Raw genomic sequence first — 24,690 nt, forward strand, 5'->3', positions numbered from 1 at the left:
GAGACGCGGGAACGCGCGTCAGCCCTTGACCGCGCCGGTCAGGCCGCCGACGATCTTCTTCTGGAAGATCGTGAAGCAGATCAGGGCGGGCAGCATCGCCAACGAGGTGAATGCGAGCACACGGGCGGTGTCAACGGAATGCTCGGAACTGAACATCGACACGCCAAGCGGCAAGGTGTAGTTATCGGAGCTGCTGAGCACGAACAGCGGCAGCATATAGGCGTTCCAGCTGCCCACGAACTGCAGAATGCCGACGGTGGCGACGCCGGGCATCGACAACGGTATGACCATGCGCCAGAAGAATCCCAGTCGTGAGCATCCGTCCAGCAATGCGGCTTCCTCCAATTCCATCGGAATGGACTGCAGGAACGGCACCAAGATGATGATGGTCTGCGGCAGGCCGAAGGCGATCTGAGGAAGAATGATGCCGGCAAGAGAGTTCGACAATCCCAGATTGCGAATCATCAGATACAGCGGCGTGATGCCCACGGTCATCGGAAACATCAGACCGGCGGAGAACAGCGCATACATCAGCGGCGCGTACTTGAAACGGTAGCGGGCGATCACAAAGCTCACCATGATGCCCAGCACGACCACGCCCACCATCGTGCAGATCGCCACGATCAGCGAGTTGCCAAGTTCGGTCCAGAACACATCGCTGGCCACCACGGCCAGATAGTTGTCCCACACCCACGGGTCGGGCAGACCCGACGGATTGACGGTGATCTGCGAATTCGTACGGAAACCGCCGAGAACGATGTACAGCACCGGCGTCACGCAGATGGCCACCAGTATCAAGGCGAAGAAATACACAATGGGATTGCCCCAGGGCGTCTTCGCGGACACACGGTACCCATTGGCGGCCGAATACTTACCTCCGCGAGCCTTGCGTCGCGCGGTCACACTGATGGACATGTTATTTCACCTCATTCATCGTGACGGCCTGGCGGCGAGCTTCTTCCTTCGCGCGCTTCGCGGCACGTTTCTTCTGCTGCTTCTGCTCAAGGGCGCCGTCGAGATCACGGTTAAGCACAAACCGCTGATACAGCAATGCGATCACCAGGGAGATCAGGAAGATGATGATCGCGACGGCGGAGCCGTATCCGTAGTTGCCGGAGTCGCGCCCCTGACGCACCATGTAGGTGGCCATGGTGGACACACCTGCGGTCTCCGAGATGAAGCTGCCCCAAATGATGTACACGAGATCGAACAGCTGCAGCGAACCGATCATGGACAGGAACACCCAGATGCGCAGCGTCGGAGCCAGCAGCGGCAGGGTGATACGCCATTGCATCTGCCAGAAGCTCGCGCCGTCGACTTTCGCGGCCTCATACAATTCCTCCGGAATCGACTGCATGCCGGCCAGCATCAGAATGACCGCGAAACCGATGTACTTCCAACTGATGAGCAACAGCAGCGTGATCATCGCCAGATTGGGGTCGGCCAGCCAGTCCGGCCCCTCGATGCCCAGATAGCCCAACAGCTCATTCACGGCACCGGTTTTCTGCAGCAACAGACTCCAACCGGTTCCGACGATGACCTCGGACACCACGTAGGGAACGAAGATCAGCGTGCGGATCAGGCCGCGTCCTTTGAATTTCTGATTCAGCAGAAGCGCGAACAGGATGGCGAGCGGCGCTTGGATCACCAGCGAACCGATGACGACTTCGAAGGTATGAAGCACCGCCTTCTGGAAGCTGGCGTCGGTCAGAGCGGTGATGTAGTTCTGCAGCCCTACGAATTCACCGGTTTCCGAAGGCTGCCCGAATCCCTTCCACTTGTAGAAGCCGTAATAGGCGCCAAAGAGAAGAGGCAGGATCACGAAACAGACGAACAGCAGAATCGCCGGCGCCGAAAGAACGGTGATTTCCGCATAGCGACGGAGTTTGCCATCGTTGGGTCGTGAAGTGTTGCGCGACAGCCCCCACCGTTTTTTCGCTGCAGCTGTATTGGTCATTGTTGCTCCATCAGACATCATTATGTACAAGGTTGGATTGCCATGTGATGGGATGGTTCCCGCCATCCCATCACATGAGTCTCATTCAGAGCGATCAGCCCTTCGCGGCGGCGTCTTCCATCGCGGTCACGATGTCTTCGGCGGAGCCTTGTCCGGACAGCAGGTTGACGACTCCCGTGTTCAGAGCGTTGCCGATGTTGCTGCCGAGCGCGGCGTCCATCCACAGCTGCATCTCGGAGGAATCGTTGAGATATTCAATGATCTGCAGCAGGTTCTCATCGGTGACGGCCTCGCGGGCCTCTTCGGAGGCGGGGATGGTGGAGAAGGCGGTCGCGTACTTCTCCTGCCATTCCTTCTCGGCCATGAAGTTCACGAAGTCGACGGCGATGTCGCCGGATTCGGGATTGACGGAGAATCCGGTGGCGGCACCCATCAGCGCGCCGTCCTCACCTTCGCCGCCGTCGACCGAGGGGAACGCGAAGAATCCCAAATCCTCCATCGCCTCACCGTCTTCGGTCAGATCCTTGACCACACCGGGCTCCCACGTGCCCATCAGTTCCATGGCGGCCTGGTGGTTCGCCAGCAAACCTGCGGAGGAGCTGGCGCCCTGCTGGGCGGTGGTGGTCAGATAGCCTTCGTTGAACACATCCAAATCGGCAAGTTCCTGCAGATCCTCGCCGGCCTTCACCCAGCACGCATCGGAGAAATCCTGATTTTCGGTACCGGCGGCGTACGCGTCGGACGAGCACTCGCGCAGAGACAGCCAGTAGTACCAGTGCGCGGCCGGCCAGGCGTCCTTGGCACCGAGCGCGATGGCCGCGATGCCCGCCTCCTTCAGCTTCAGGCAGGCCTCCTTAAGCTCTTCGAATGTGGTGGGGACCTCCGTGATGCCCGCCTGCTCGAACAGATCCTTCGAGTACCAGATGCCGCCGGGCTGGACCGTGACCGGCACATCGTAGACCTTGCCGTCATACGTACTGGACGACAACGCCGAAGCCATCTGGGTGGTCACGGTGTCCGAAAGCTTATCCGTAAGGTCCATCGCCTGGCCGGCGTTGACCATGTCCTGGGTTTTCGCGCCGCCAAGGGACATATACACGTCCGGGCCCGAGGACAGATCCTGCATGGCGGTGGTCAGCTTGCCTTCGTAATCCTCGTTCTGGATCGCCTCGATATTGACCGTAACGCCAGGATTCTCCTCTTCGAAGGCTGCGGCAAGATCCTCCCAATACTGCTTGCCATCACCGGAGGTGGCATTATGCCAGAACGTGATGGCCTGATCATCGCTAGCGCCATTCGAGCTGCCGCAGGCACCCAAGCTCACCACTGTGGCTGCTATGAGAGCGGCGGCCGCCAGAGACTTCAACTTCATCGTCTACTCCTTACCTTGTTTCATGCCGACTATGTCTCGCCATGAAATCCATTTACCCAGTGACGCAAAATTTTCGAAGACGGGAATGCTGAAACATTGCCTTCAACGAATCCCCAGAAGAGTTCCCACCGTGGAACCACTAGGTTTTCGCTTAACCACCTCCGAAATTTATTTCACTTTTTCGAAAACTTCTACTTTGTTTTCGATATCCTTAAGAATATATCCATTTAGTACAACCGTCAAATTAATTACTCATCTCAAAACAATGACGTAGAAATGCTGATTTCTCAACGTTTTTGGACACCTTTTTCTGACAAACACGACACGAAAACCTCATGTTTGCAAAAATCGAAACTTTCGATGTATGATATACCCCATCCAGCTAGAGAAGGAACATCCATGTCAACCAGCGCACCTCGCGACGCCCGTCGTCGATCAGTACGACTCAGCGACATCGCCGAACAGACCGGGTATTCCCTGGCCACGGTATCCAAGGCCCTCAATGGACGCGCGGACGTCTCCGAAACCACCCGGCAGGCCATCGACGCCGCATTGCGCGACAGCGGCTACACCCGGCGTCCCACTACCCCCAAACAACAGCGGCTGATTGAAGTGGTGTTCGAGGACTTCGAAACGGTCTGGGCTCTGGATGTCCTCCGCGGCGTCATCGCCGAGGCCAAGCAGCACGACCTCAGCGTCACCGTCACCGAAGGCGGCACCAAACAACACCCCGACCCCTCATGGCTCGACGGCGTACTTCGTCGCCAACCGCTCGGCGCGATCCTCGTGTTCTCCAATCTATCCAAAACGGAACGCACCAAACTCAAGGCCCGCAACATCCCCTTCGTGGTGTTCGACCCTTCCGGAGACCCCTCCGCCGACAGTCTGTCGGTGCAGGCAGACAATTGGACCGGAGGCGTGATCGCGACACGCCATCTGCTGTCCTTAGGACATACCCGCATCGGCATCATCACGGGCCCGGACTATATGATGTGTTCGCGCGCCCGTCTGGACGGCTACTCGTCCGCACTGGCGGAGAAGGGCATACCCGCGGATCCGACGTTGGTCACCGAGGGGGATTTCACCACGCCGAGCGGATACGCGCAGGCCATGGCGATGCTGGAGAACCCCAACACCCGTCCCACCGCCGTATTCGCAGGCAATGACCTTCAGGCCATGGGCGTCTACGAAGCCGCCAGACAGCTCGGGTTGCGCATTCCCGAGGATCTTTCCGTCGTCGGGTTCGACGACGTGCAGACCGCCGCGTTCATGGGACCGTCGCTCACCACCGTCCGCCAGCCGCTGCAAGAGATGGCGGGTGCCGCCACGCGCATGCTGATACAGGCCACGCGCGGCGAGACGCCGTCAAGCGTGATTCTGCCCACCAGTCTGATCGTCCGCAACAGCACGCGGGCGCTGAACGACTGAGAGACCGAACGACTGAGCACGCAATCACGCGCCGCACCGCACGGTGCGAAAACACACTGCCGACGCCAGAGCGCACAACGCGCCGAACACGAACACATAGGCGTATCCGAACCGGCCGATCACTGCGGCACCGAGCAAGGACCCACAAACACCGCCCAAGGTGTTGGCGAGGTTCAAAAATCCCAAGTCTTTGGCGGCGGCGCTAGGATCCGGCAAAGCCTGCAAACTTATGGTCTGCACCAACGCCGAATTCGCCCCCTGCCCCACTCCGACGATGCATGCGAAGGCCACCAAACCAACAGGCGTGGGAATCAGGAACGGCACGATGATGCCGACCGCGACCACCACCATAGTCGCAACGGCCAGCGAGCGGGTATGTCCCAAGCGGTCCGCCACAGGCCCCGCCGCCACGCAGCACACCAGCCCGATCACCAGCATCAGCGCCGAGTTCAACGACAGCAACGCGGCCGCCCCCGCACGGTCCAATCCCAAATAATCCTGCATCACATACAGCATGTATCCGCTGGCCATATTCGAAGCGATGACCATCGCGAAACGTCCGGCAAGCACCTTGTAGAAATCCGACGCATTGGACATGGGGAACATCAACACGCGCAGCACACCACGCAACCCCAACGATTCACGGGGTTCGTCCGCATTCCCCGGCTCCCCCGCCAGCCACGCGGCGCACAACCCGCCAACCAGCGCGATCATAGCCAGAAAATCAAGCCCCAGCCGCACATCGCCTAGGAACTGCGCGCTCATCAACACACCCAATTGAGATCCCGCCATCTGTCCGATGCCATACGCCGACGATGCCGTGCCGCGCCATCGTTCAGGCACACGATCAGACATCTGGGCGATCATCGCGGCCGCGACCCCATTAACCACCAGCTCATACAAACACCACGTCACCAACATGCCGGCGATGGTGGAACTTCGCGCGAACGCGAGCAACACCAAACAAGACAGCACCGAACAGGAAACGATCCATGGCCGCCGTTTGCCGAACCGCGAGCGCGTGCGGTCGGAACATGCGCCCAGCACGATATTCGACAGCAACGCCACAATCATCGCCGTGGATGAGAACACCATCATCAGCGGCACTTTATCAGCCGGAGCGATGTCGCCTACGCGTTGCGGAAGCAGCGTCGCAATCGCCCCTTGATGAGGCATCAGCCAGCAGGCCGGGCCGATTACCAGCGAGGCGGTGAACCGAACGGATGGCCGGCCGACGTTCGCTTCGACATGCTGTTGCGTGACGGACCTGTTCATACTCCGACCATGCAGCCCACGAAACCGCCCGACCACTCGGTGCTGAGGAATCTCGCATCGAAGGAGGTGAGCACGGTGGCGTTGTGCGGCAGGCCCTGCCCCACACGCATCGGCAACGACGGGCAGGCGAAGCCGAACTCCGAGCCGGAATCTTCCGAGGCGGTGAGGCACGACACCATGTTGCCATACAGCCGAACACCAATCCACGCCGCATCTTTCGACATCTTATACGAGGTCGCGGTGCTTACGCCGGCGGATAGCGTCTCGCAATGCAGCATCCCATCCTCAATATGGATGAGAACATGGTTCCGTGAATCCTGGAACAGCATTAGTGGCGAGTCGGCATCGCGCGAGACGCGACGCATCGCGGTGTAGTCATAGTCGTTCACGCGCACGAACCGTTTGCCGGGAGCCTTGCCGATGGTCAGCGTCTCACTGATTGCCGAGGGGACCACGTGGACTTCCCCCGCACGGTCTCCCTCTGTTGGAGACGGACAGCTCCCTGGAATCTCCATGGTCTGCGGCAGACGGCCGGTTCCATTCGCAAGCACCGGCCATCCCGGATCGCTGGCATCGCGGCCCGCTGACGGATCGCCTCCGGCGGAGAGTTTCCAGTTCGCCGGATCATGCCGCCACTCCACCGGAGCCACGAAAGTCTCCCGGCCGAAGTAGCTCAGCAGCTCCCTTTCGTCCTCTCCCGCGGTCTGACGCACACCCAAGCAGGTGAGCCACCAGCCGAACTCGGGATGATGCAACAGATCGGCATGGCCGACGCATTGCACCGACTCGGACAGGCCCAAGTGCCTATGAGTGAGGAAGGGGTTCTTCTTGTCGGGATGGAATAGTCGATGGTATTCACCGACCGCGGAACGCTCGTCGTCGCGCCCGGCATCGGCCCACACCGCCGCGCCCCCGTTCGCATCGTCACGGAATGCGTGCAGCGCGGAGGCGAATCCTTCAGGCGCGTGCACGCGCATCATCATCTCGCTATGGTCGAAACTGGTGCCGCCTTCGGCCGTCATCAGATACAGATAATCGCCGATGCGATACAGATGCGGTCCTTCGGCCCACACAGCCTCGATTCCATAACCTCGCCAGATCACGATTTTGCCGTAGTTGCCATGCGAGTCGGAGCTCTCCTCCAGCCGCCATGTTTCAGGATCGATGCGCTGCGCCCAGACCTCGGTCTGCCCCTCCCACCGGGGATGCAATGCGGGACGCGTCTGCGTCCACCATACTGTGCCGTCGATGTCCTCGAATACGTCCGGATCGATGCCTTCCGCGCCGGTGACCCAATACGGTCCTTCCCACGGCCCTTCCACCGTGTCCGAGGTGATGATGAAGTTGCCTTGCGCGGATTGAACCTCATCCAGCACCGCCTGCGGTACTCCGGCCTTGGCGGCGGCGTCGCGACTCAGGCGGGCGACGGTGCATGCAATCACATATTTGCCGCCGATATGCCGCAGGGTTGGGGCATATACACCGCCGGAATCCTCCATAAAGCCAAGCAGCAGACGATCGGCCATCGTCTCGTCGACCGCGTGCGAGACGAGATGCCAATGCGCCAGATCGGACGAGGCGTGGATCGGCAGTCCGGGCGCGAGTTCGAACGACGAGTTGACCAGAAGAACCTCGTCTCTCGCCTTGTCCCACATCCAGCTGGGATCGGGATACATGCCGGTCAGAATCGGATTGGAGAAGGTCATGGTGTCGCTCATATATCCCGCCTTGGCAAGGTGCATGGAGTCCCTTCGCGCGACATCGCGCGAGGTCGCAGATTGAAAGTTTCGAAGCCCCAATACTGGAAAACCGCCCGCAGCTAAGGCTACGGACGGTTTTCCGGTTTGGAAGGAAAGAAGGAGATGGAAGAATGTGCGCCGGTCGACGAACCACCCATTGTTCGCCGACCGGCTGTTCAGTTATCAGCTCGACCACAGCTTCACACTGCGATCATCGCCCAAAACTCAGGCATTAGCAAGGGTTTCGAGCATGTAGTTGTTGATCGTGGCCTTGACGGACTCGAGGTGGTCGGACTTGGTCGCGGCGATGAGCTCGGACTGCGGCTTGTCGAGGCTGTAAGCCTCGAGGTCGGCCAGGGTGACCTTGCCCTCGTCGATGTCCTTGCCGATGCCGGAGTCGTAGGAGCTGTAGCGCTCGGCCTGCAGGTTCTGGATGAACTTGTCCTGGTGCATCTTGTCGGCGATCAGCAGACCGGCGGCGAAGGTGTCCATGCCGGCGATGTGCGAGCGGAACAGATCCTCGGCGTAGAAGGAGGTACGACGCGGCTTGGCGTCGAAGTTCAGGCCGCCCTTGGGGCCGATGGAGCCCTCGTCGAGCACCTCCCACATCACGGTGGTGGTCTCGTACAGGTCGGTCGGGAACTCATCCATATCCCAGCCGATGAGCTTGTCACCCTGGTTGGCATCCAGCGAGCCGAGCACGCCGGCCTCACGGGCGGTGCGGATCTCGTGCTGGTAGGTGTGGCCGGCCAGGTTGGCGTGGTTGCCCTCGAGGTTGAGCTTCATGAAGTCGATGTCGTAGGTCTTCAGGAAGGCGATGGCGGTGGCGGCATCGAAGTCGTACTGGTGCATCGTGGGTTCCTTGGCCTTCGGCTCGATCAGGAACTGGGCGTCCAGGCCGATCTCCTTGGCGTACTCATGGCACATGTGGAAGAACTGGGCCATGTGGGCCTGCTCGCGCTGCATCTGCGTGTTCCACAGGTTCTCGTAGCCTTCGCGGCCGCCCCAGAACACGTAGTTCTCGGCACCCAGACGCTTGGCGATTTCGAGGGAGTGCTTCAGCTGGCCGCCGGAGTAGGCGTAGATGTCGGCGAACGGCGAGGTGGAGGCGCCGGAGACGAAGCGCGGGTTGGTGAACAGGGAGGAGGTGTTCCACAGCAGCTTGACGCCGGTGGACTTCATGTTCTCCTCGATCTTGTCCACAACCTTGTCGAGGTTGGCGTTGGTCTCGCGCAGAGTGTCGCCTTCGGGGGCGATGTCGCGATCATGGAAGCAGAAGAACTCGGCGCCGAGCTTGGTGAAGAACTCGAAGGCGTAGTCCACCTTGGCGAGCGCCTCGTCCATCGGGTTGGAGTACTTGCCGTACCACGGACGATGCGAGGTGCCGGTGCCGAACGGATCGACCAGCTCCTGGTCGAAGGTGTGCCACCAAGCGACGCCGAAGCGCATCCAATCCTTCATCTTCTTGCCGGCAACGACCTTCTCGGCGTCGTAATAGTGGAAGGCGAGGCCTTCCTGCGGACCCTGCTCGCGGCCGACGTACTCAATCTTGTCGATATCCCACAGACCCATTTGGGCGCTCCTTTGCAGTAGTGGTTGCTGGAACTTACGAGTACATAATAAAACGGGCTAACTTAGTTTGTCAAATGATTTAATTTACTCGCGTGTGTCACGCGTGTCGCCTTGCAATCATTGGGATTCACGCCATCGCGAAGTCCACGATGACACGTACTGACCGACACGCCACCCCCGTCGGAATGTGCCGTGAAACACGACCGAATCACATGTTTCACGAGCCCTACCGCGTTACCCCCGTCAGAATGTACCGTGAAACACGGTCGAATCACATGTTTCACGGCACTTTCCGACGTCCGACGTCAGGAGGTACCGCGACGGCATCACGGCATTGGACCGCGTTCATGATCGGACCGCATGCCGTGACGGACCTCATGCCGTAATGGACCACATACCGTGACTGACCGGCACACCGTGGCGGACCGCACACCGTAACGGACCGGCATGCCGTAACGGACCACATACCGTAACGGATCGCACACCGTAACGGACCGGCACACCGTGGCGGACCGCACACCGTAACGGACCGGCATGCCGTAACGGACCGCACACCGTGACGGACCACACACCGTGACGGACCACACACCGTAACAGACCGGCACACCTGCAACGGGACCGGCACGCCAGTAAGGACACACGCTCACATCAGGCCGCGGGAAAGCTTGGCCCAGATGGTTTCGACGCCGTGGGCGCGCTCGTAGTCGCGCAACACGTCATAGCCCACATGACGGCCCGCGTCCCGGCCGTGGAAGAAGCGCACCAAGTCGGCGAACCGTGGCTGCCGCACATTCAGCAACTGGCAGAACCGCACATGCGCGCGGTTAGCCTCCCCTCGACGCGACATATGCAACGGCTCCCCCACCAGACGCCACTCCCCATGGGACATGGCGATCCGCGCGACCAGCGAGCCGCCGCGCACGCCATCAAGCTCGCCCGCCAGCCGACGATCCCTCACCTCATAAAGCTGATCCGAGGCGAGGTCCTCCAACATCAACACACCACGGACGGCTTCGGCACTCAATATCCGAAACCACGACGCGCGGTTCGAGGCCGAAACGCGGCGCAGATTCGCGTATTCGCTCCTATCGATGTCGCGGGTCACGTTGAACCGGTAGCGGGCGGCGAGGTCGAACGGCGTCTTGCCCCGCTCGTCGATCTCGCAATCGAAGGCGAACCATTCCTCGAACGCGCGCCGCATACGCGACGCGGCATCACCATCGGCACCATGGTCCGAACCGATGACCGGACCGATATTCGCCCACAGCAGGAAATCACGCCAAGCGTCGCCATACAACGCAAGATCCGCGCGCTGGAACAGCACCGCTATGGCATGTGGGGTCATCGTCGGGGGAAGCGCCGCCCGCGCATCCTCAGAACGGCTGGAATCAATGGCATCGGCGCATACGGACATGGTCATGGTCGTTCCCTTCCCGAACGTGCGGACGGCTTCGTTACCGTCCGTCGGACCGCCACCATAAGGCGGTTCCGCCAGCCGGCGCAACCACCCTCGAAAAGCTGGGGACGGCGGTGGATAACTTTTCGTTTTCCACCGTTATGCACACCATGAAAGACGCCCCTGCCGCAATGGACCGGCGCGACGTCTGATGGTGAGCACGTTGCCGGAATCCCCGTATGAAAGACGCCCCTGCCGCAATAGACCGACGCAATCTCAGGGGGCGGCATCGCTCCGGCCCCGCCCCGTCTTATAGCAAAAGGCCGACGGCGGGAAGCCATCGGCCATGAAATGCGATATCGGCTCACGCACGGACGCGCACGCAAGCCAAGATCAGCGTACTGGATTCCGGAATCGGCTCACACGCGGGCGCATGCGATCAGCGACCGCTGCGGAAGGGTGCCGCGGCGCGCTTTCCAGAGCGCGACGAGCGGAATCCGGCGGCGGAACGACGACCGCCCCGCCCGTTTTCGCCGCGCGAACCACGCGAGTCGGTGTTCCAATCGTTCCACTGCTGCGAGCGCTTGCCTTCACGGCGCTGCTCGGTGCTTGCGGTGGACTTGCGGTTGTCGTATTTGCCGACCTTGCCGCCCGAGGCTTTCTCATCGCGCGGCCTCAGCCCCTCGGCGGAACGCTTGCGTTCGGAACCGGACGTTTTGCGGTACTGTCCGCCGGCGTTCTTGCCGTACGAACCGGATCCCTTGCGTCGACGCGAGCGCCCCGCGGAGGGATTGACCACCGGAACGCTCAGCGTCCAGCCATGCACCAGCGGCGCATGCTCGCCGACGAGCTCCTCGAGAACCGGCGAGTTCGGAGTGATCGTCTCGCATTGCACCTGGATGCCGGCGCGGCGCATCATCGAACGGGTGCCGCGTTCCTGGTTCGGCAGAACCAGCGTGACCACGTCGCCCTTCTCGCCGGCGCGCGCGGTGCGGCCGGAACGATGCAGGAAGGACTTGGGATCCTCCGGCGGCTCGGTCTGCACCACCATCTCCACATCGCTCACGTCGATGCCGCGCGCGGCCACGTCAGTGGCGACCAGCACGCGCACCTCGCCGCTGGAGAACGCGGCCAGATTGCGGTCGCGCTGGTTCTGGTTGAGGTTGCCCTGCAGGTCGACCGCGGGAATGCCCTGGTCGACGAGCTTCTTGGCCATGTTCTTGGCTTGGAATTTGGTGCGGGTGAACAGGATGCGCTTGCCCTTGCCGGAGGCGAGCTCGCGGATCACCTCATGCTTGTTGCCTTGGGATACTGCGAACACGTGATGGGTCATGGTGTCGACCTGCGCGTCGGCGTCGTCGACCGCATGCACGCGCGCGTCGGTGAGGAAGCGCTTGACCACCTTGTCGACGCCGTGGTCGAGCGTGGCGGAGAACAGCATGCGCTGTCCGTCGGCGTCCACCTGTTCGAGCAGGCGGGTGACCGCGGGCAGGAAGCCCATGTCGGCCATCTCATCGGCCTCGTCGAGCACGGTGATCTCCACGGATTCGAGCGAGAGCGCGTTCTGGCGCAGCAGATCCTCGAGTCGGCCGGGGCAGGCGACGATGATGTCGGCGCCGTCGCGCAGTTCGGCGATCTGCCGGCTGTATTTGACGCCGCCGTAGATGGTGGCGGTGCTCATGCCGTAGGCGTCGGCGAGCGGGCGGATCACCTCGTCGATCTGGTTGACCAGTTCGCGGGTCGGTGCCAGCACCAGGCCGCGGGGGTGGGGCAGCATCGCCTTGCGGCGCGCGTCGTTGTCTTTGATGTTGCGCAGCTGTTCGAATTCCTGCATGGCCAGTTCGGTCACGCTGGTCTCGTCGTTCAGACGGGCGACCAGCGGAATCGCGAAGGCGAGCGTCTTGCCGGAGCCGGTGCGGCCGCGGCCGAGCAGATCGCGGCCTGCCAGCGAATCGGCCAGAGTGTCGGCCTGGATGGGGAACGCGGTGGTTTTGCCGTCGGCGGCGAGCACGCGCACCAGCGGCTGGGGAACGCCCAGCTCGGCGAAGGTCTTCGCGGGGGCGTCGGCGGCGTTCAGATCGCCGGAAACGGTCGCGGCGTTATTGGAGAAGTCGGCGGAGAAATCCTCGCGCGCCTTCGGCGAACGCGAACGGTCGCGGGAGAAATCCTTGGAATACGAACGAGAACCGGATCCACCGGAGCGCGATCCGTACCGTGAGCCGGAACGTGAACCGGCATGCGAAAACGACTTGGAATGGGATTGGTAATTCGGCACAATAGCCTTTCAGACTTCGAAGCCGATTAACTTGTATCTTCTTTTCACCTGCGGCTTCGTAACAGACACTTCACTCTTTCAGCACCGCTCGACATCGGTGTGTCGGCCCATCATGGGCGTGCCGGCGTTCGGCTATCCGGGCACGTAGACCCCTCAAGGAATAATGGGTGATGTTTTATGACCGAAACCCATTCCAAGAGAACGGAACAACGTTGGCTGAATTCGTATATCAGATGATCAAGGCGCGCAAGGCCTTCGGCGACCGCGTGATCCTCGACGACGTGACCCTGAGCTTCCTGCCGGGCGCGAAGATCGGCGTGGTGGGCCCCAACGGCATGGGCAAGTCCACGCTGCTCAAGATCATGGCCGGCATCGAAACCGTGAGCAACGGCGAGGCCTCCCTCACCCCCGGCTTCACGGTCGGCATCCTGCAGCAGGAGCCGCCGCTGGACGACACCAAAACCGTGGGCGAGAACATCAAGATGGCCTTCGGCGAAATCGCCCAGAAGGTGGCGCGTTTCAACGAGATCGGCGAGGAGATGGCGAATCCCGACGCCGACTTCGACGCGCTGATGGATGAGATGGGCAAGCTGCAGAACGACATCGACGCCGCGGACGGCTGGGATCTCGACTCCCAGCTCGAGCAGGCGATGGACGCGCTGCAGTGCCCCGACCCGGACACCCCGGTGAACGTGTGCTCCGGTGGCGAGCGCCGCCGCGTGGCCCTGTGCAAGCTGCTGCTCGAGGCCCCCGACCTGCTGCTGCTCGACGAGCCCACCAACCACCTCGACGCCGAGTCGATCCTGTGGCTGGAGCAGTTCCTGCACCAGTACAAGGGCGCCGTCATCGCCGTCACCCACGACCGCTACTTCATGGACAATGTGGCCGAGTGGATCTGCGAGGTCGACCGCGGCCACCTCTACCCCTACAAGGGCAACTACACCACCTATTTGGAAACCAAGGCGAAGCGTATGGAGATCCAGGGCGCCAAGGACGCCAAGCTCGCCAAGCGTCTGAAGGACGAGCTCGACTGGGTGCGCTCCTCCCCCAAGGCCCGCCAGGCCAAGAACAAGGCCCGTCTGGAGCGTTACGACCAGATGGAGCAGGAGGCGCGCAACAACAAGAAGCTCGACTTCTCCGAGATTCAGATTCCGGCCGGCCCCCGTCTGGGCTCCATGGTGCTCGAAGCCAACCACATCCACAAGGCCTTCGGAGACCGCGTGCTCATCGACGATCTGAGCTTCACGCTGCCGCGCAACGGCATCGTCGGCGTGATCGGCCCCAACGGCGTGGGCAAGTCCACGCTGTTCAAGACGATCGTCGGCCTGGAGCCGCTCTCCGGCGGCGAACTGAAGGTCGGCGAAACCGTGAAGATCAGCTACGTGGACCAGAACCGCGCCGGACTCGACCCGAACAAGAACCTGTGGGAGGCCGTCTCCGACGGTCTTGACTTCATCGAGGTCGCCGGCGTCGAGGTGCCGACCCGCGCCTATGTGGCGAGCTTCGGTTTCAAGGGCTCCGACCAGCAGAAGCTCACAGGCGTGCTCTCCGGCGGCGAGCGCAACCGCCTGAATCTGGCCCTGACCCTCAAGCAGGGCGGCAACCTGCTGCTGCTCGACGAGCCCACCAACGATCTGGACGTCGAGACGCTGGAAAGCCTGGAGAACGCGCTGATTCAGTTCCCCGGCTGCGCCGTGGTCGTCTCCCACGACCGTTGGTTCCTCGACCGCGTCGCCACGCATATCCTCGCGTGGGAGGGCGATGACGAGAATCCGGCCCGTTGGTACTGGTTCGAGGGCAACTTCCAGTCCTACCAGGAGAACAAGGTGGAGCGTCTGGGTGAGGAGGCGTCCCGCCCGCACCGCCTGCACCGCAAGCTGACCCGCGTCTGATATTGGGTCGACCGGCTTTCGACCATAAGCCATAAGCCGAGAGCCGAAAAAAACTCAACCGCAAAACAGGCCGCCGGAACCATCGTTCCGACGGCCTTTGCATATCCATCACCCGTCACAGACCCACCCGCACACCGTAGGATTCGTGACTGCGGTGGTGTCTTTGGGCACGATGAACGGTCCCACCCGCACACACCGCAGGATTCGACCACATAGCGTGTCCCAACCGCAAAAGACCGCAAATCCCTCACGCGCCGCAGGATCCGACGGACCGGCGCTCCCGGCGCGACGCGTACGTGTGACGGAAGCACGGCGAAGCCGGGAAACAGGCGCGGGCGGGGCAGCACGCCTGGTGGGGTGGAGCGGCCGTGGGAGGCGGATTATGATGATTCGTTACATTCCCTGACGAATACGGTTACTTACGGACGCTAAACTGCTCAGCAGGATTGAACACACCACCGGCGCTCCCAGCGCGCTCCAAGAATCGAGGAGATTATGACCGATACCGCCACGACCACACCTCTGGACCATCTGGTGAACGTGCTGCGGTTGGGAAGGCCCTCCGATTACCGCAACCACACGTACATCAACGGCGAAAGCCTCTACTTCCCCACCGGCCGCGTCTACGGCGGCCAGGTGATCGCGCAGGCGATGATGGCCGCGGCGAAAACCGTCTCCCCGAGCCGCCTGCCGCATTCGATCCACGGCTATTTCATCGCGGCCGGCGACATCCGTCAGGACTTGCTGTTCGACGTCGAAACGCTGCGCGACGGCCGCTCGTTCTCCGCGAGACGGGTGAATGTGACGCAGGCCGAGGGGCCGATCCTCACCGCGATCGCCAGCTTCCAGGAGAGCGGGCAGTCCGGCGTCGAATTCGCCGACCCCATGCCCGCCGACGTGCCGGCGCCGGAAACCCTGACCAGCGCCAAGGAGCTCATGGCCCCGTACGCCGAACATTCCCCGTTCGCGAACTACTACGCGCAGAAGTCGCCGTTCGACATCCGCCATGTGACGCCCACGATCATGCTGGGCGCCGACAATGAGTCCGCGAAACGCGATTCCGGCAAGCAGATGGTGTGGATGAAGGTGGATGGCACGGTGGACGCGCCACAGGTGATGCACCGCGCGATCCTCGCGATGGAATGCGATCAGGTGATGATGGAGCCGGTGCTGCGCCGCGCCGGACTGAGCATCTCCACGCCGGGCATCTCCTACGCCTCGATCGACCATTCGATGTGGTGGTACCGCGACATCGACATCAACCAGTGGCATCTATACGTGCAGGACACGCCGACCGCCGCGCACGGCCGCGGACTGGGCACGGCGAAGGTCTACGCGCAGGACGGCGAACTGGTGGCGGTCATGACCCAGGAGGCCATGATCCGCGTGCCGCACAAGTGACACCCACTCGTCGTGCTGAGCGGAGCCAGCCGCCCTCATGCCATCCTAAGCGGAGTCCAGCCATCATTCCGTCATCCTGAGCGGAGTCCGAAGGACGGAGTCGAAGGATCTCTAATCGGCGTGAGATCCTTCGACTCCGCTGCGCTCCGCTCAGGATGACGTTGATGATGGTTATTGCCGGTTTGTCCGGTGATAATTGAAGGTGGCGGTCCGGGCGGTGACCCCCAGGATGACTGACGCCGTTCCTTTCGGGAAGCGGCTGTCCCGCCCTCGATCTGTCCCGCCCGGGACCGCCGGACCGAGGGCCATGGACGCATGACCTCATAGGAGCGTGGACGCTCCCATCGGACCCCGCATCGTCCATGGTAGCGTGTCCCGTCAACGTCCCGTCTGCGCCGGAAGCCCCCGGAACGACCATCGACGGCCAGCGAAGGAGGACAACGATGACGCCGCCCATGGAGACGATCTACGCCGGGGTGGACACCCACACCGACACCCACACGCTCGCCCTGCTCGACTGGCGCGGACGGCCGCTGGCCACGCGGACGTTCCCGACCGACGCCGCCGGCTACGAGGCGCTGGCGGGCATGCTGCCCGACCCGTCCCGGGTCGTGGTGGGCGTGGAGGGGACCAACTCGTACGGCGCGGCCCTGGCCCGCAGGCTCGCCGCCGCGGGCTACGAGACGCGCGAGGTGCTGCGCCCCAAACGCGCGGTGCGCCGCAGGGACGGCAAGTCCGACCCCGTCGACGCCGCCGAGGCGGCCAGGAGCGTCATGGCCGGAGACGGGACCGGGCCGAAGAGCTCGGACGGCTGGGTCGAGGCCCTGCGCCACCTCAACACGCAGCGCGACCGGCTGGTGTCGGCCATGACCACGCTGTCCAACAGCGTCAACGGCATGCTCGTCACCGCGCCCGAGACCGTCCGGGACCGCTACCGGAGCCTGAGGACCGGGAGGCGCATGACCCGCCTTGCCGCCTGCCGGCCCGCCGGCGGGCCGGTCGAGCGCGCCGCGCTCACCGCGATGAAGGCGTCCGCGACGGCGTGGAAGGCCCTCCGCGAACAGGCGGACGGGCTCGAGAGGGCGATGCGCGAGATCCTCGAGGAACACGCCCGCGCGCTGCTCGACCTGAACGGGGTCGGCGTCGTCACCGCGGCCACCCTGGCCGTCGTCGCCGGCGACAACCCCGAACGAGTCAGAAGCGAGGCCGCGTTCGCCAAACTGTGCGGCGCGTGCCCCCTGCCCGCCTCCAGCGGCAGGACCAGCCGCCACCGGCTCAACCGGGGAGGCAACCGGCAGGGCAACAAGGCCCTGCACCAGATCGCCGTCGTGCGCCTGCGCCACCACCAGCCCACCCGCGACTACATGGCCAAAAGGACCCGCGAGGGCAAAAGCAAGATGGAGACCATCCGCTGCCTCAAACGCTACATCGCCCGCGAGATCCACCGCGTCCTCATCGCCGTCCGCGACGGCGACCCCGGACGCGAGCCACCCGCCCGGCGCGGCGCCATGCTGCGCGAACTGAGGCTCTCCCACGCGCTGACCCAGCGACAGGTCGGACAGGCCCTCGGCGTGCCCTCCAGCAGGATCAGCGAGATCGAACGAGGCGCCCGCGACCTGCCCGAACTCGAACGACGAGCCACCCAATGGATCCACAGCACCACCGACACACCACCCCAACAACAGCTTGACAAACTATAGGAGCATCGAGGTTCTATTCGGCGGATTTGGAGACCGCGCCCGCCATTTGGCGGCTTCTGGCCGCCTTCTTCATTTTGGGATGCTCCGCGCCTTCGGTGGGAGGCAACTGGCACAGCCACTCCCCCACGATGCCGATCACCATATCGGCCAGGCAGACCACCACGGCGATCGCGCATTCGAGCACGACCTGCGAGTAATAATCCGCCTCCATATGCGCGATGGACAGCAGCGCCTGGCCGCCGTACCATCCGGCGAGCGCCGCGCCGGCGAGTCCCAAGGCTTTGGCCAGCACCAGCGTGTACACGGCCAAAGTGGGATTCACGAACGTGTTCGGCCGCTTGCGGGGGTCGGTGGTGGCGTATTTATGCACCTGCAGGGCCAGCACGAGCACGACGACCCCAAGCACGGCCAGCAGTCCGGAGACGAACCAAGGCGCGCCGAGCATCGATGCTCCGGAATGCTCGTCGTAGACGGCGATGCCGGCGCCGCCCAATAGGCCGAGCGCGATGGCGATGAGGTAATACCACCATGAGGTGCGCCGTGCGTTCATATGTTCTCCTTATATTCCAACGTCCGTCCCGCCCGCGAAGATGGGACGAACCGGACGGGATCCCGCCCGTCGGGCGTTCAGTCGATCAGTCCCTGCGCTCCGAGGATCCAATTGTCGCTCAGCATTCCCACGAATCCCGCGTCGGGAGCCATCGCCAGCAGGAACGAAACCGGATCGCCTCCCAATTCGGCGTCGGGATCCATATCAAGCCAAGGGGCCAGCACGCCCGCATGCTCACGGGCCGAGGGCCACGGCACGCGGCAGTCCGGCTCGTCGGATCGCACGCCTTCCATATCCACCAGATCCAAATCCACCGCTCCCTCGTGGGAAGCCTCCACCGCGCCGAGCACACCGATGAGTTCGCGCGCGCTCATCCGGGTGGTGATCTGGATGACGGCGGCCATCGCGTCCGGTCCGGTGACGCCGCTGACATGGTAGAGCGGAGAGATGCCTTCCACCTGGTTGCCGGGGATACCATCGATGGCGACGATCGCCGCACGGAATATCGACTCGGCCCGTTGAGACACGCTGTCCAGTGAAATGACGGCCCTGCGGGAGGCGATGGCCGCGCCAACGTCCGTCCGTTCGTCCCCATCGGTCTCGACGGCGGTGGTCGGGGCGGCCGAATCCGGCCCGAATCCGACACGATTCGCGCCGCTGCCGCCGCCGTCGATGATGTCGCCGCCGTCGATGCCGTCGATCCGCACATCGACGTCGTGCGCGAAGGCCACGAATTCGCCGCCGGCGTCACGCACGATAACGTCCACATGCGCGCCCGGGGCGAGCCGTCGCGCCTGACTCGGGGTCAGCCGCAGCGTCACCTCGGCGTCGAGCTCCTGATGTTCGGTGTTTGTCACGGTCTTCTCCCCCATATGGCAGGGGGCCTGCCGCCCGGCACGCCCCCTTGGTTGTCGCTTGCGATCACTCGCCCGGCTTCATACCCACCGAGCGCTTCAGCGACTCGGGGATCTCGACCGGCGGCTTGTACGAATCGGGTCGGCGCTCGTCGGAGAGCCACACCTCGCGCTTCGGGGCCTTCTTGATGTTCGCGAAGATCGAGGCCAATTCCTTCTCGTTCAGGGTCTCCTTGACGAGCAGCTGGCGCACGAGTTCGTCGAGCACGTCGCGGTTCTCGTTGATGATGTTCCACGCCTCGGTGTGCGCGGTCTCCACGAGCTTCAACACTTCGTCGTCGATGACCTCGGCGGTGCGGTCGGAGTACTTGCGCGGGGCGAGTCCGTCCATCACCGTGGTCTGGTCGTCGTCATCCGCCCACTTGATCGCGCCGAGCTTCGCGGAGAAGCCGTATTCGACGACCATGGTGCGGGCGATCTTCGTCGCCTTCTCGATGTCGTTCGAAGCGCCGGTGGTCGGATCGTGGAAGACGATCTCCTCGGCGGTGCGGCCGCCCATCGCGTAGGCCATCTGGTCGAGCAGCTGGTTGCGCGACTGCGAGTAGCGGTCGGAGGTGGGCATCACGGCCGTATAGCCGAGCGCGCGGCCTCGCGGCAGAATCGTCACCTTGGTCACCGGATCGGTGTCGTTGAGGGCCGCCGCGACAAGCGCGTGGCCGCCCTCATGGTAGGCGGTGTTGCGCAGCTCTTCGAGGGCCATGCCCTTCGACTGCTTCTTCGGTCCGGCCTGCACGCGGTCGATGGCCTCGTCGATGGCGCGGTTGTCGATGAGCTGGGCGCCGGCGCGGGCGCACAGCAGCGCGGCCTCGTTGAGCACATTGGCCAGATCGGCGCCGGTGAAGCCCGGCGTGCGCACGGCGATCATATGCAGATCGACGTCCGGCACGAAGGGCTTGCCCTTGGCGTGCACCTTCAGAATCGCCTCGCGGCCTTCCAGATCGGGGGCGGCGACGCCCACCTGGCGGTCGAATCGGCCCGGACGCAGCAGGGCCGGATCGAGCACGTCGGGGCGGTTGGTGGCGGCGATGATGATGAGGTTGGTGTCGTTGTTGAAGCCGTCCATCTCGACAAGCAGCTGGTTGAGCGTCTGCTCGCGCTCATCGTGGCCGCCGCCCATGCCGGAGCCGCGCTTGCGGCCGACGGCGTCGATCTCGTCGATGAAGATGATCGCGGGGGCGTTCTTCTTGGCCTCTTCGAACAGGTCGCGCACACGGGAGGCGCCCAGGCCGACGAACATCTCGACGAAGTCGGAGCCGGCCATCGAGTAGAACGGCACGCCGGCCTCGCCGGCGATGGCGCGCGCGAGCAGCGTCTTACCGGTGCCGGGAGGGCCGTACAGCAGCACGCCGCGCGGGATGCGCGCGCCCAGCGCCTTGTACTTGGACGGATCCTTCAGGAAGTCCTTGATCTCCTCGACCTCGGCCACGGCCTCGTCCTCGCCGGCCACGTCGGCGAACTTGGTCGTCGGGGTCTGGCCTTCGAGCAGCTTGCCCGCGTTCTTCTTGCCTCCCATGCCGAACATGCCGGAGGCGCCGCCCATACGGCTCATCAGGAACCAGAACAGGCCGAAGATGATGAGGAAGGGCAGCAGCGAGGACAGCAGATAGCTGACCACGCTGGTCTGCGCGATATTCGAGGTCCAGCCCTTCGACAGATTGGCCTCCTCGACCATCTGCGCCAGCTGGGAGCCCTGCGCGAAGGTGTAGTAGAACTGCACCTCCTTGCCGTAGTTCACCTCCCGGCCGGTGTCGGGGTCGGTTTTGGTGAAGTCGCTGCTCAACTCCAGCCGCACCTGCTGCCGGTTGTCGGTGATCTCGGCGTAGGTGGCCTGACCGCTCTGAATCAGCTCGAAGCCGTCCTTGGTGTCGATGGTGCGGGTGCTGGAGCCGGCGAACATCTGGAACATGAGCACGCTGAGCATCACCAGCACCACGCCCCACAGCCACGGCGACTGCCAGAACGGCTTGGGCTCGTTGGAGTTGCCCCGCTTGTTGCCGTTGCCGTCGCCGCCGCGGTTGAACGGGTTGGTGAACGGGTTGCCGTTGTTGCGGTTGTCACCGCCGTTGGGCGAGTTCCCGTTGCCTGATTGGCCGGGTCCTTGAGGGAAGGTCATGCTTGTTCTCCTTGGTATACGGACGGTTTGAGCACCGCGATCGAGTCGAGGTTGCGGAATCGCTCGTCATAGTCGAGACCGAATCCGACCACGAATTCGTCCGGAATCTCGTAGCCGCTGTATTTCACATCCACGTCCACTTCGCGGCGCGAAGGCTTGCTCAGCAGCGCGAACACCTCGACCGAGGCGGCGCCGCGCGCTTTGAGCTCATCGACCAGCCAGGCGAGCGTGCGTCCTGAATCCACAATATCCTCAACGATCAGAATGTGCCGGCCGCGAACATCGGCGGACAGATCCTGCCGCACGGTGACGGCGCCGCTCGACGTGACCCCCGAACCGTAGCTCGACAGGCTCATGAAATCCATCTGAACGGGAATGGTCATGGCCTGGGAGAACGCGACCAAGGTGTTCACGGCCCCCTTCAGAACCGCCACCAGCAACGGATCCTTGCCACGGTAGTCGGCGCTAGCGCGCGCCGCGGCCTGGCGGATTATGGTATCAATCTGCCGCGCACTGACCAGCTCGTGGTCAATGCACTCCTGAACATCAGCGATTCGCATGCGCTCCATCTTGGCACACACGAATGACGTGTTTCTTGCGGTTCGCTGAATATCCTCTGGGAAGGGCCACACCCCCCTGGCCATGCCAGTCGCAGATCAGCGCGTCGATGGACTCGACCTGTTTCATGGAACAGGCGATGCCGGCCGCGAGCAACGCGTGCGCGACCACACGTCTGCGGATCGCCGGATGCGCTTCGGCGAGCACGCGCGCGTCGAAGCGCACCACCTCGCCCTCGGCGGCGTGGTTCAGCACGCTCCGACATGCCAACCGGTCGGACTGATCGTCCAGAAAATCCTTGTCCTGCCGCGCCTGATTCGCCCCCTCGGCCAGATGACCCACGATATCGGCGTCGGCGAAACGTTCGATGTACGGGATGAGGTCGTGCCGCACACGCGAACGCAGCGGGAACCCACGGGGCAGACCATCATCGACATCCCCCCGCTCCGCGGCGGCGTCGCCGTTGGTCGGATCGTCCCAATACGCCAGTCCCAGATCCTCGCAGATGCCGGTGGTGTCCGCGCGGGGCAGGGCCAGCCACGGACGCAGGAAGACGACGCCGCCGCGCTCGAAACGCGGGGGCATACCGGCGAGCGCATCCACGCCACCGGAACGCAGCAGTCCCATCAACACGGTTTCGGCCTGATCGTCACGCGTGTGGGCCAACGCCACCACGCAGCGGGTTCCGCAAGACGCCGCCTCGCTGACCAGCGCGGCGTAGCGCGCCTCACGGGCCGCGGATTCCGTCCCTTCGCCGTTGGGCGTCACCGTAACCGGACGCACAACCGCTTCGGAGATGCCCAGCGCACGGCAACGGTCGGCCGTCTCACGCGCCACCCGCGCCGAATCCGACTGCAATCCATGGTCGACGATCACGACGCCGCAGCGCAGTCCCAGCGAGGCGCACACACGACGCGACACCGCGGCCAGCGCCATCGAATCCCGCCCTCCCGAACAGGCGACCAGCACCATAGGCGCGTCCGGATCAGGCTCATGTTCCCCATGTTCGGCGAAGCGGGGCGATTGCATGCCCAGACCGGCCTGTTCCAGCGATGAGCGCAGCAGGCCGATCGCGTTGCGCAGACGTGCCGAATACACCATGCGATCACAGCCCGACCAGAGCGGTCACGAACGCGTCGATTGCGGAACGCGCGGCCTCGTAGTCCGTCGGATCGTTGACGACCACGGCGAAGGAGAGCGCGCCGCCATCGATGCGCGAGACGTTGCCGGCCATCGACGTGACCGTGCCGAGGCTGCCGGTTTTCACTCGCAGCAGACCGGCCGCCGATTCGTCGGTGTATCGGGTGGCGGCGGTGCCGACCAGTCCCGCGATGGACAATCCCTCCGCCGCGGCGGCGCCGTTGCCGGCGGTGAGGTTATGCGTCTGCACGGCGGCCAGGGTGCGCACGGTCAGCCGCGAACCTGGGGTCAGTCCCGAACAGTCGGCCATCGTCAGTCCCGTGGTGTCGATGCCCAGTTCCCGCAGCGCCTCCTCGACCGCGGCGGTGGCGCCGGCGGGCGAATTGTCGGCGCCGCGCGCGATGGCGGTCAGCCTGCCGAACTCCTCGGCGAGCGTGTTGTCCGAATATCGCAGCGCGAAGGCGAGCACCTCGGCCAATGTGGCCGATGAGACGCTGGCCAGGGGTGAAAGATCCTCCGGCGTGGTTCCCTCGCTGGGCCCGCCGCTCACGGTGATGCCTTGCTCGGCCAGCCGGGTGGCGAATACGGCGGCCGCATCGGCCGCGGTGGTCTGCGACAACGGCGGATACAACGAGGAATCGTCGGGATTGGAGGGTTTGGGCAGGGCGCTCGACCATTGACGGCCGCCATCCACGGCCATGGACGAGACGGGCGTGTAGTAAAGGTGGTCGCCGTTGTTCTCCTCGATGCCCTCCGGCGAGCGCAGGTCGCCGAACAGGGTATCGTCGTAGACCAGTGTGACGGCGGTGATGCCGCGCTGCGACAACGCGGCGGCCGTCCTTTCCGCCAGTGTGCCCAATCCAGCGCGTCCGTTGACGTGCTCGGGGTCGCTTGCGCCCTCGCCGAGCAGCATGTCGCCGTTGCCGGTAAGCACCAATGTGGCGGTGCCGTCGTCGTGTTGGATGAGATAGGTTTCGGTGTCGAGCGTCGAGCCCATGTCGAGGGTGGTGGAGGCGGCGAGCGCGGTCAGCGTCTTCATAGTGGAGGCCGGCTCACGCGGGGTGCTTGACTCGTATTGCGCCACGACATCGCCTTGGGCGTCGACGATGATGGCCGAAAGGCCGTCGCCGACGCCTTCGGCGGAGACGAGCGTTTCGATCAGGTCGGATGCGGCCTGCGGATCGACGGTTTTGGTCGAGTCGAGATCGCCCACGATGCCGTCGCCGACGCGCACGACGGACGGGGCGGGATAGTCGCTTGCGGCGACGGTCCGTTGCGTCAGCAGGCCCGGGGCCGCGTCATACACGTCGGCCACGGCGTATCCCACGCACAGCGCCACGGTGAGCGCCACCGAAACCAGAACGGTCCACCGGCGCCGCCGCATGTCATGCACGGTTTGGGTTCCGGG

17 protein-coding genes and 1 pseudogene are annotated in these 24,690 nt (G+C 63.6%); 4 read left to right on the plus strand and 14 right to left on the minus strand.

Annotated elements, in window-relative coordinates; genetic code table 11:
- Positions 1 to 18: 18 nt before the first annotated feature.
- From BL8807_RS01515 to BL8807_RS01525, 3 genes are all read right to left on the minus strand, one after another.
- Positions 19 to 915 (minus strand): carbohydrate ABC transporter permease, encoded by an 897-nt coding sequence (locus BL8807_RS01515; protein WP_072725662.1) that lies wholly within the window; start codon positions 913 to 915, stop codon positions 19 to 21.
- A gap of 1 nt (position 916) precedes the next feature.
- A complete protein-coding gene (locus tag BL8807_RS01520) occupies positions 917 to 1,957 on the minus strand; it encodes a carbohydrate ABC transporter permease (RefSeq protein ID WP_072725660.1) in 1,041 nt (346 codons plus the stop codon).
- Between the two features lie 94 nt (positions 1,958 to 2,051).
- The gene (locus BL8807_RS01525) at positions 2,052 to 3,329 is read right to left on the minus strand and encodes an ABC transporter substrate-binding protein (protein WP_072725658.1); all 1,278 of its coding nucleotides are present in this window, start codon (positions 3,327 to 3,329) and stop codon (positions 2,052 to 2,054) included.
- Positions 3,330 to 3,728: 399 nt separating this feature from the next.
- Here BL8807_RS01525 and BL8807_RS01530 point away from each other — a divergent pair, with 399 nt between their 5' ends.
- Positions 3,729 to 4,757 carry a LacI family DNA-binding transcriptional regulator gene (locus BL8807_RS01530; RefSeq protein ID WP_072725655.1) on the plus strand — a complete coding sequence of 343 codons (1,029 nt, stop codon included), beginning with the start codon at positions 3,729 to 3,731 and terminating at the stop codon, positions 4,755 to 4,757.
- Positions 4,758 to 4,781: 24 nt separating this feature from the next.
- Here BL8807_RS01530 and BL8807_RS01535 read toward each other — a convergent pair whose 3' ends face one another.
- From BL8807_RS01535 to BL8807_RS01555, 5 genes are all read right to left on the minus strand, one after another.
- The gene (locus tag BL8807_RS01535) at positions 4,782 to 6,032 is read right to left on the minus strand and encodes an MFS transporter (RefSeq protein ID WP_072725653.1); all 1,251 of its coding nucleotides are present in this window, start codon (positions 6,030 to 6,032) and stop codon (positions 4,782 to 4,784) included.
- A complete protein-coding gene (locus tag BL8807_RS01540) occupies positions 6,029 to 7,750 on the minus strand; it encodes a glycoside hydrolase family 43 protein (protein WP_072725651.1) in 1,722 nt (573 codons plus the stop codon). The genes BL8807_RS01535 and BL8807_RS01540 overlap by 4 nt, the downstream gene beginning before the upstream one ends.
- Positions 7,751 to 7,996: 246 nt before the next feature.
- Complete coding sequence (gene xylA / locus BL8807_RS01545; protein WP_072725648.1) at positions 7,997 to 9,343, minus strand: xylose isomerase; 1,347 nt, start codon at positions 9,341 to 9,343, stop codon at positions 7,997 to 7,999.
- Positions 9,344 to 9,986: 643 nt separating this feature from the next.
- Complete coding sequence (locus BL8807_RS01550) at positions 9,987 to 10,763, minus strand: hypothetical protein (protein WP_072725646.1); 777 nt, start codon at positions 10,761 to 10,763, stop codon at positions 9,987 to 9,989.
- A 415-nt stretch (positions 10,764 to 11,178) separates the two neighbouring features.
- Positions 11,179 to 12,816 carry a DEAD/DEAH box helicase gene (locus tag BL8807_RS01555; RefSeq protein WP_083570211.1) on the minus strand — a complete coding sequence of 546 codons (1,638 nt, stop codon included), beginning with the start codon at positions 12,814 to 12,816 and terminating at the stop codon, positions 11,179 to 11,181.
- 410 nt (positions 12,817 to 13,226) lie between these two features.
- Here BL8807_RS01555 and ettA point away from each other — a divergent pair, with 410 nt between their 5' ends.
- The 3 genes from ettA to BL8807_RS01570 all read left to right on the plus strand — a co-directional run bounded on the left by ettA (position 13,227) and on the right by BL8807_RS01570 (position 18,007).
- Complete coding sequence (gene ettA, locus BL8807_RS01560; protein ID WP_072725767.1) at positions 13,227 to 14,906, plus strand: energy-dependent translational throttle protein EttA; 1,680 nt, start codon at positions 13,227 to 13,229, stop codon at positions 14,904 to 14,906.
- Positions 14,907 to 15,401: 495 nt separating this feature from the next.
- Entirely contained in the window at positions 15,402 to 16,307 is a 906-nt protein-coding gene (locus tag BL8807_RS01565; protein ID WP_072725642.1) for an acyl-CoA thioesterase, read from the plus strand.
- Positions 16,308 to 16,750: 443 nt separating this feature from the next.
- Positions 16,751 to 18,007, plus strand: a complete 1,257-nt coding sequence (locus BL8807_RS01570; RefSeq protein ID WP_094725499.1) for an IS110 family RNA-guided transposase — start codon at positions 16,751 to 16,753, stop codon at positions 18,005 to 18,007.
- A gap of 13 nt (positions 18,008 to 18,020) precedes the next feature.
- On the opposite strand, the gene BL8807_RS01575 is transcribed toward BL8807_RS01570, so the two are convergent.
- The 6 genes and pseudogenes from BL8807_RS01575 to BL8807_RS01600 form a co-directional block, all read right to left on the minus strand.
- Positions 18,021 to 18,557, minus strand: coding sequence for a DUF3180 domain-containing protein (locus tag BL8807_RS01575; protein WP_072723633.1), 537 nt, complete (start codon positions 18,555 to 18,557; stop codon positions 18,021 to 18,023).
- A gap of 77 nt (positions 18,558 to 18,634) precedes the next feature.
- Positions 18,635 to 19,126: pseudogene (locus BL8807_RS11900) on the minus strand (2-amino-4-hydroxy-6-hydroxymethyldihydropteridine diphosphokinase); the annotation flags it as partial.
- Positions 19,127 to 19,478: 352 nt separating this feature from the next.
- Positions 19,479 to 21,584 (minus strand): ATP-dependent zinc metalloprotease FtsH, encoded by a 2,106-nt coding sequence (gene ftsH, locus BL8807_RS01585; RefSeq protein WP_072723631.1) that lies wholly within the window; start codon positions 21,582 to 21,584, stop codon positions 19,479 to 19,481.
- Positions 21,581 to 22,144 carry a hypoxanthine phosphoribosyltransferase gene (gene hpt, locus BL8807_RS01590; protein ID WP_094725382.1) on the minus strand — a complete coding sequence of 188 codons (564 nt, stop codon included), beginning with the start codon at positions 22,142 to 22,144 and terminating at the stop codon, positions 21,581 to 21,583. Before hpt ends, ftsH begins: the two co-directional genes overlap by 4 nt.
- Positions 22,131 to 23,243: a tRNA lysidine(34) synthetase TilS gene (tilS, locus tag BL8807_RS01595; protein WP_072723628.1), complete on the minus strand. Its 1,113-nt coding sequence runs from the start codon at positions 23,241 to 23,243 to the stop codon at positions 22,131 to 22,133. The genes hpt and tilS overlap by 14 nt, the downstream gene beginning before the upstream one ends.
- Before the next feature lie 4 nt (positions 23,244 to 23,247).
- Complete coding sequence (locus tag BL8807_RS01600) at positions 23,248 to 24,666, minus strand: D-alanyl-D-alanine carboxypeptidase/D-alanyl-D-alanine-endopeptidase (RefSeq protein ID WP_072723696.1); 1,419 nt, start codon at positions 24,664 to 24,666, stop codon at positions 23,248 to 23,250.
- Positions 24,667 to 24,690 lie beyond the last annotated feature (24 nt).

Source organism: Bifidobacterium lemurum (genome assembly GCF_014898175.1).
Classification (GTDB): Bacteria; Actinomycetota; Actinomycetes; order Actinomycetales; family Bifidobacteriaceae; genus Bifidobacterium; species Bifidobacterium lemurum.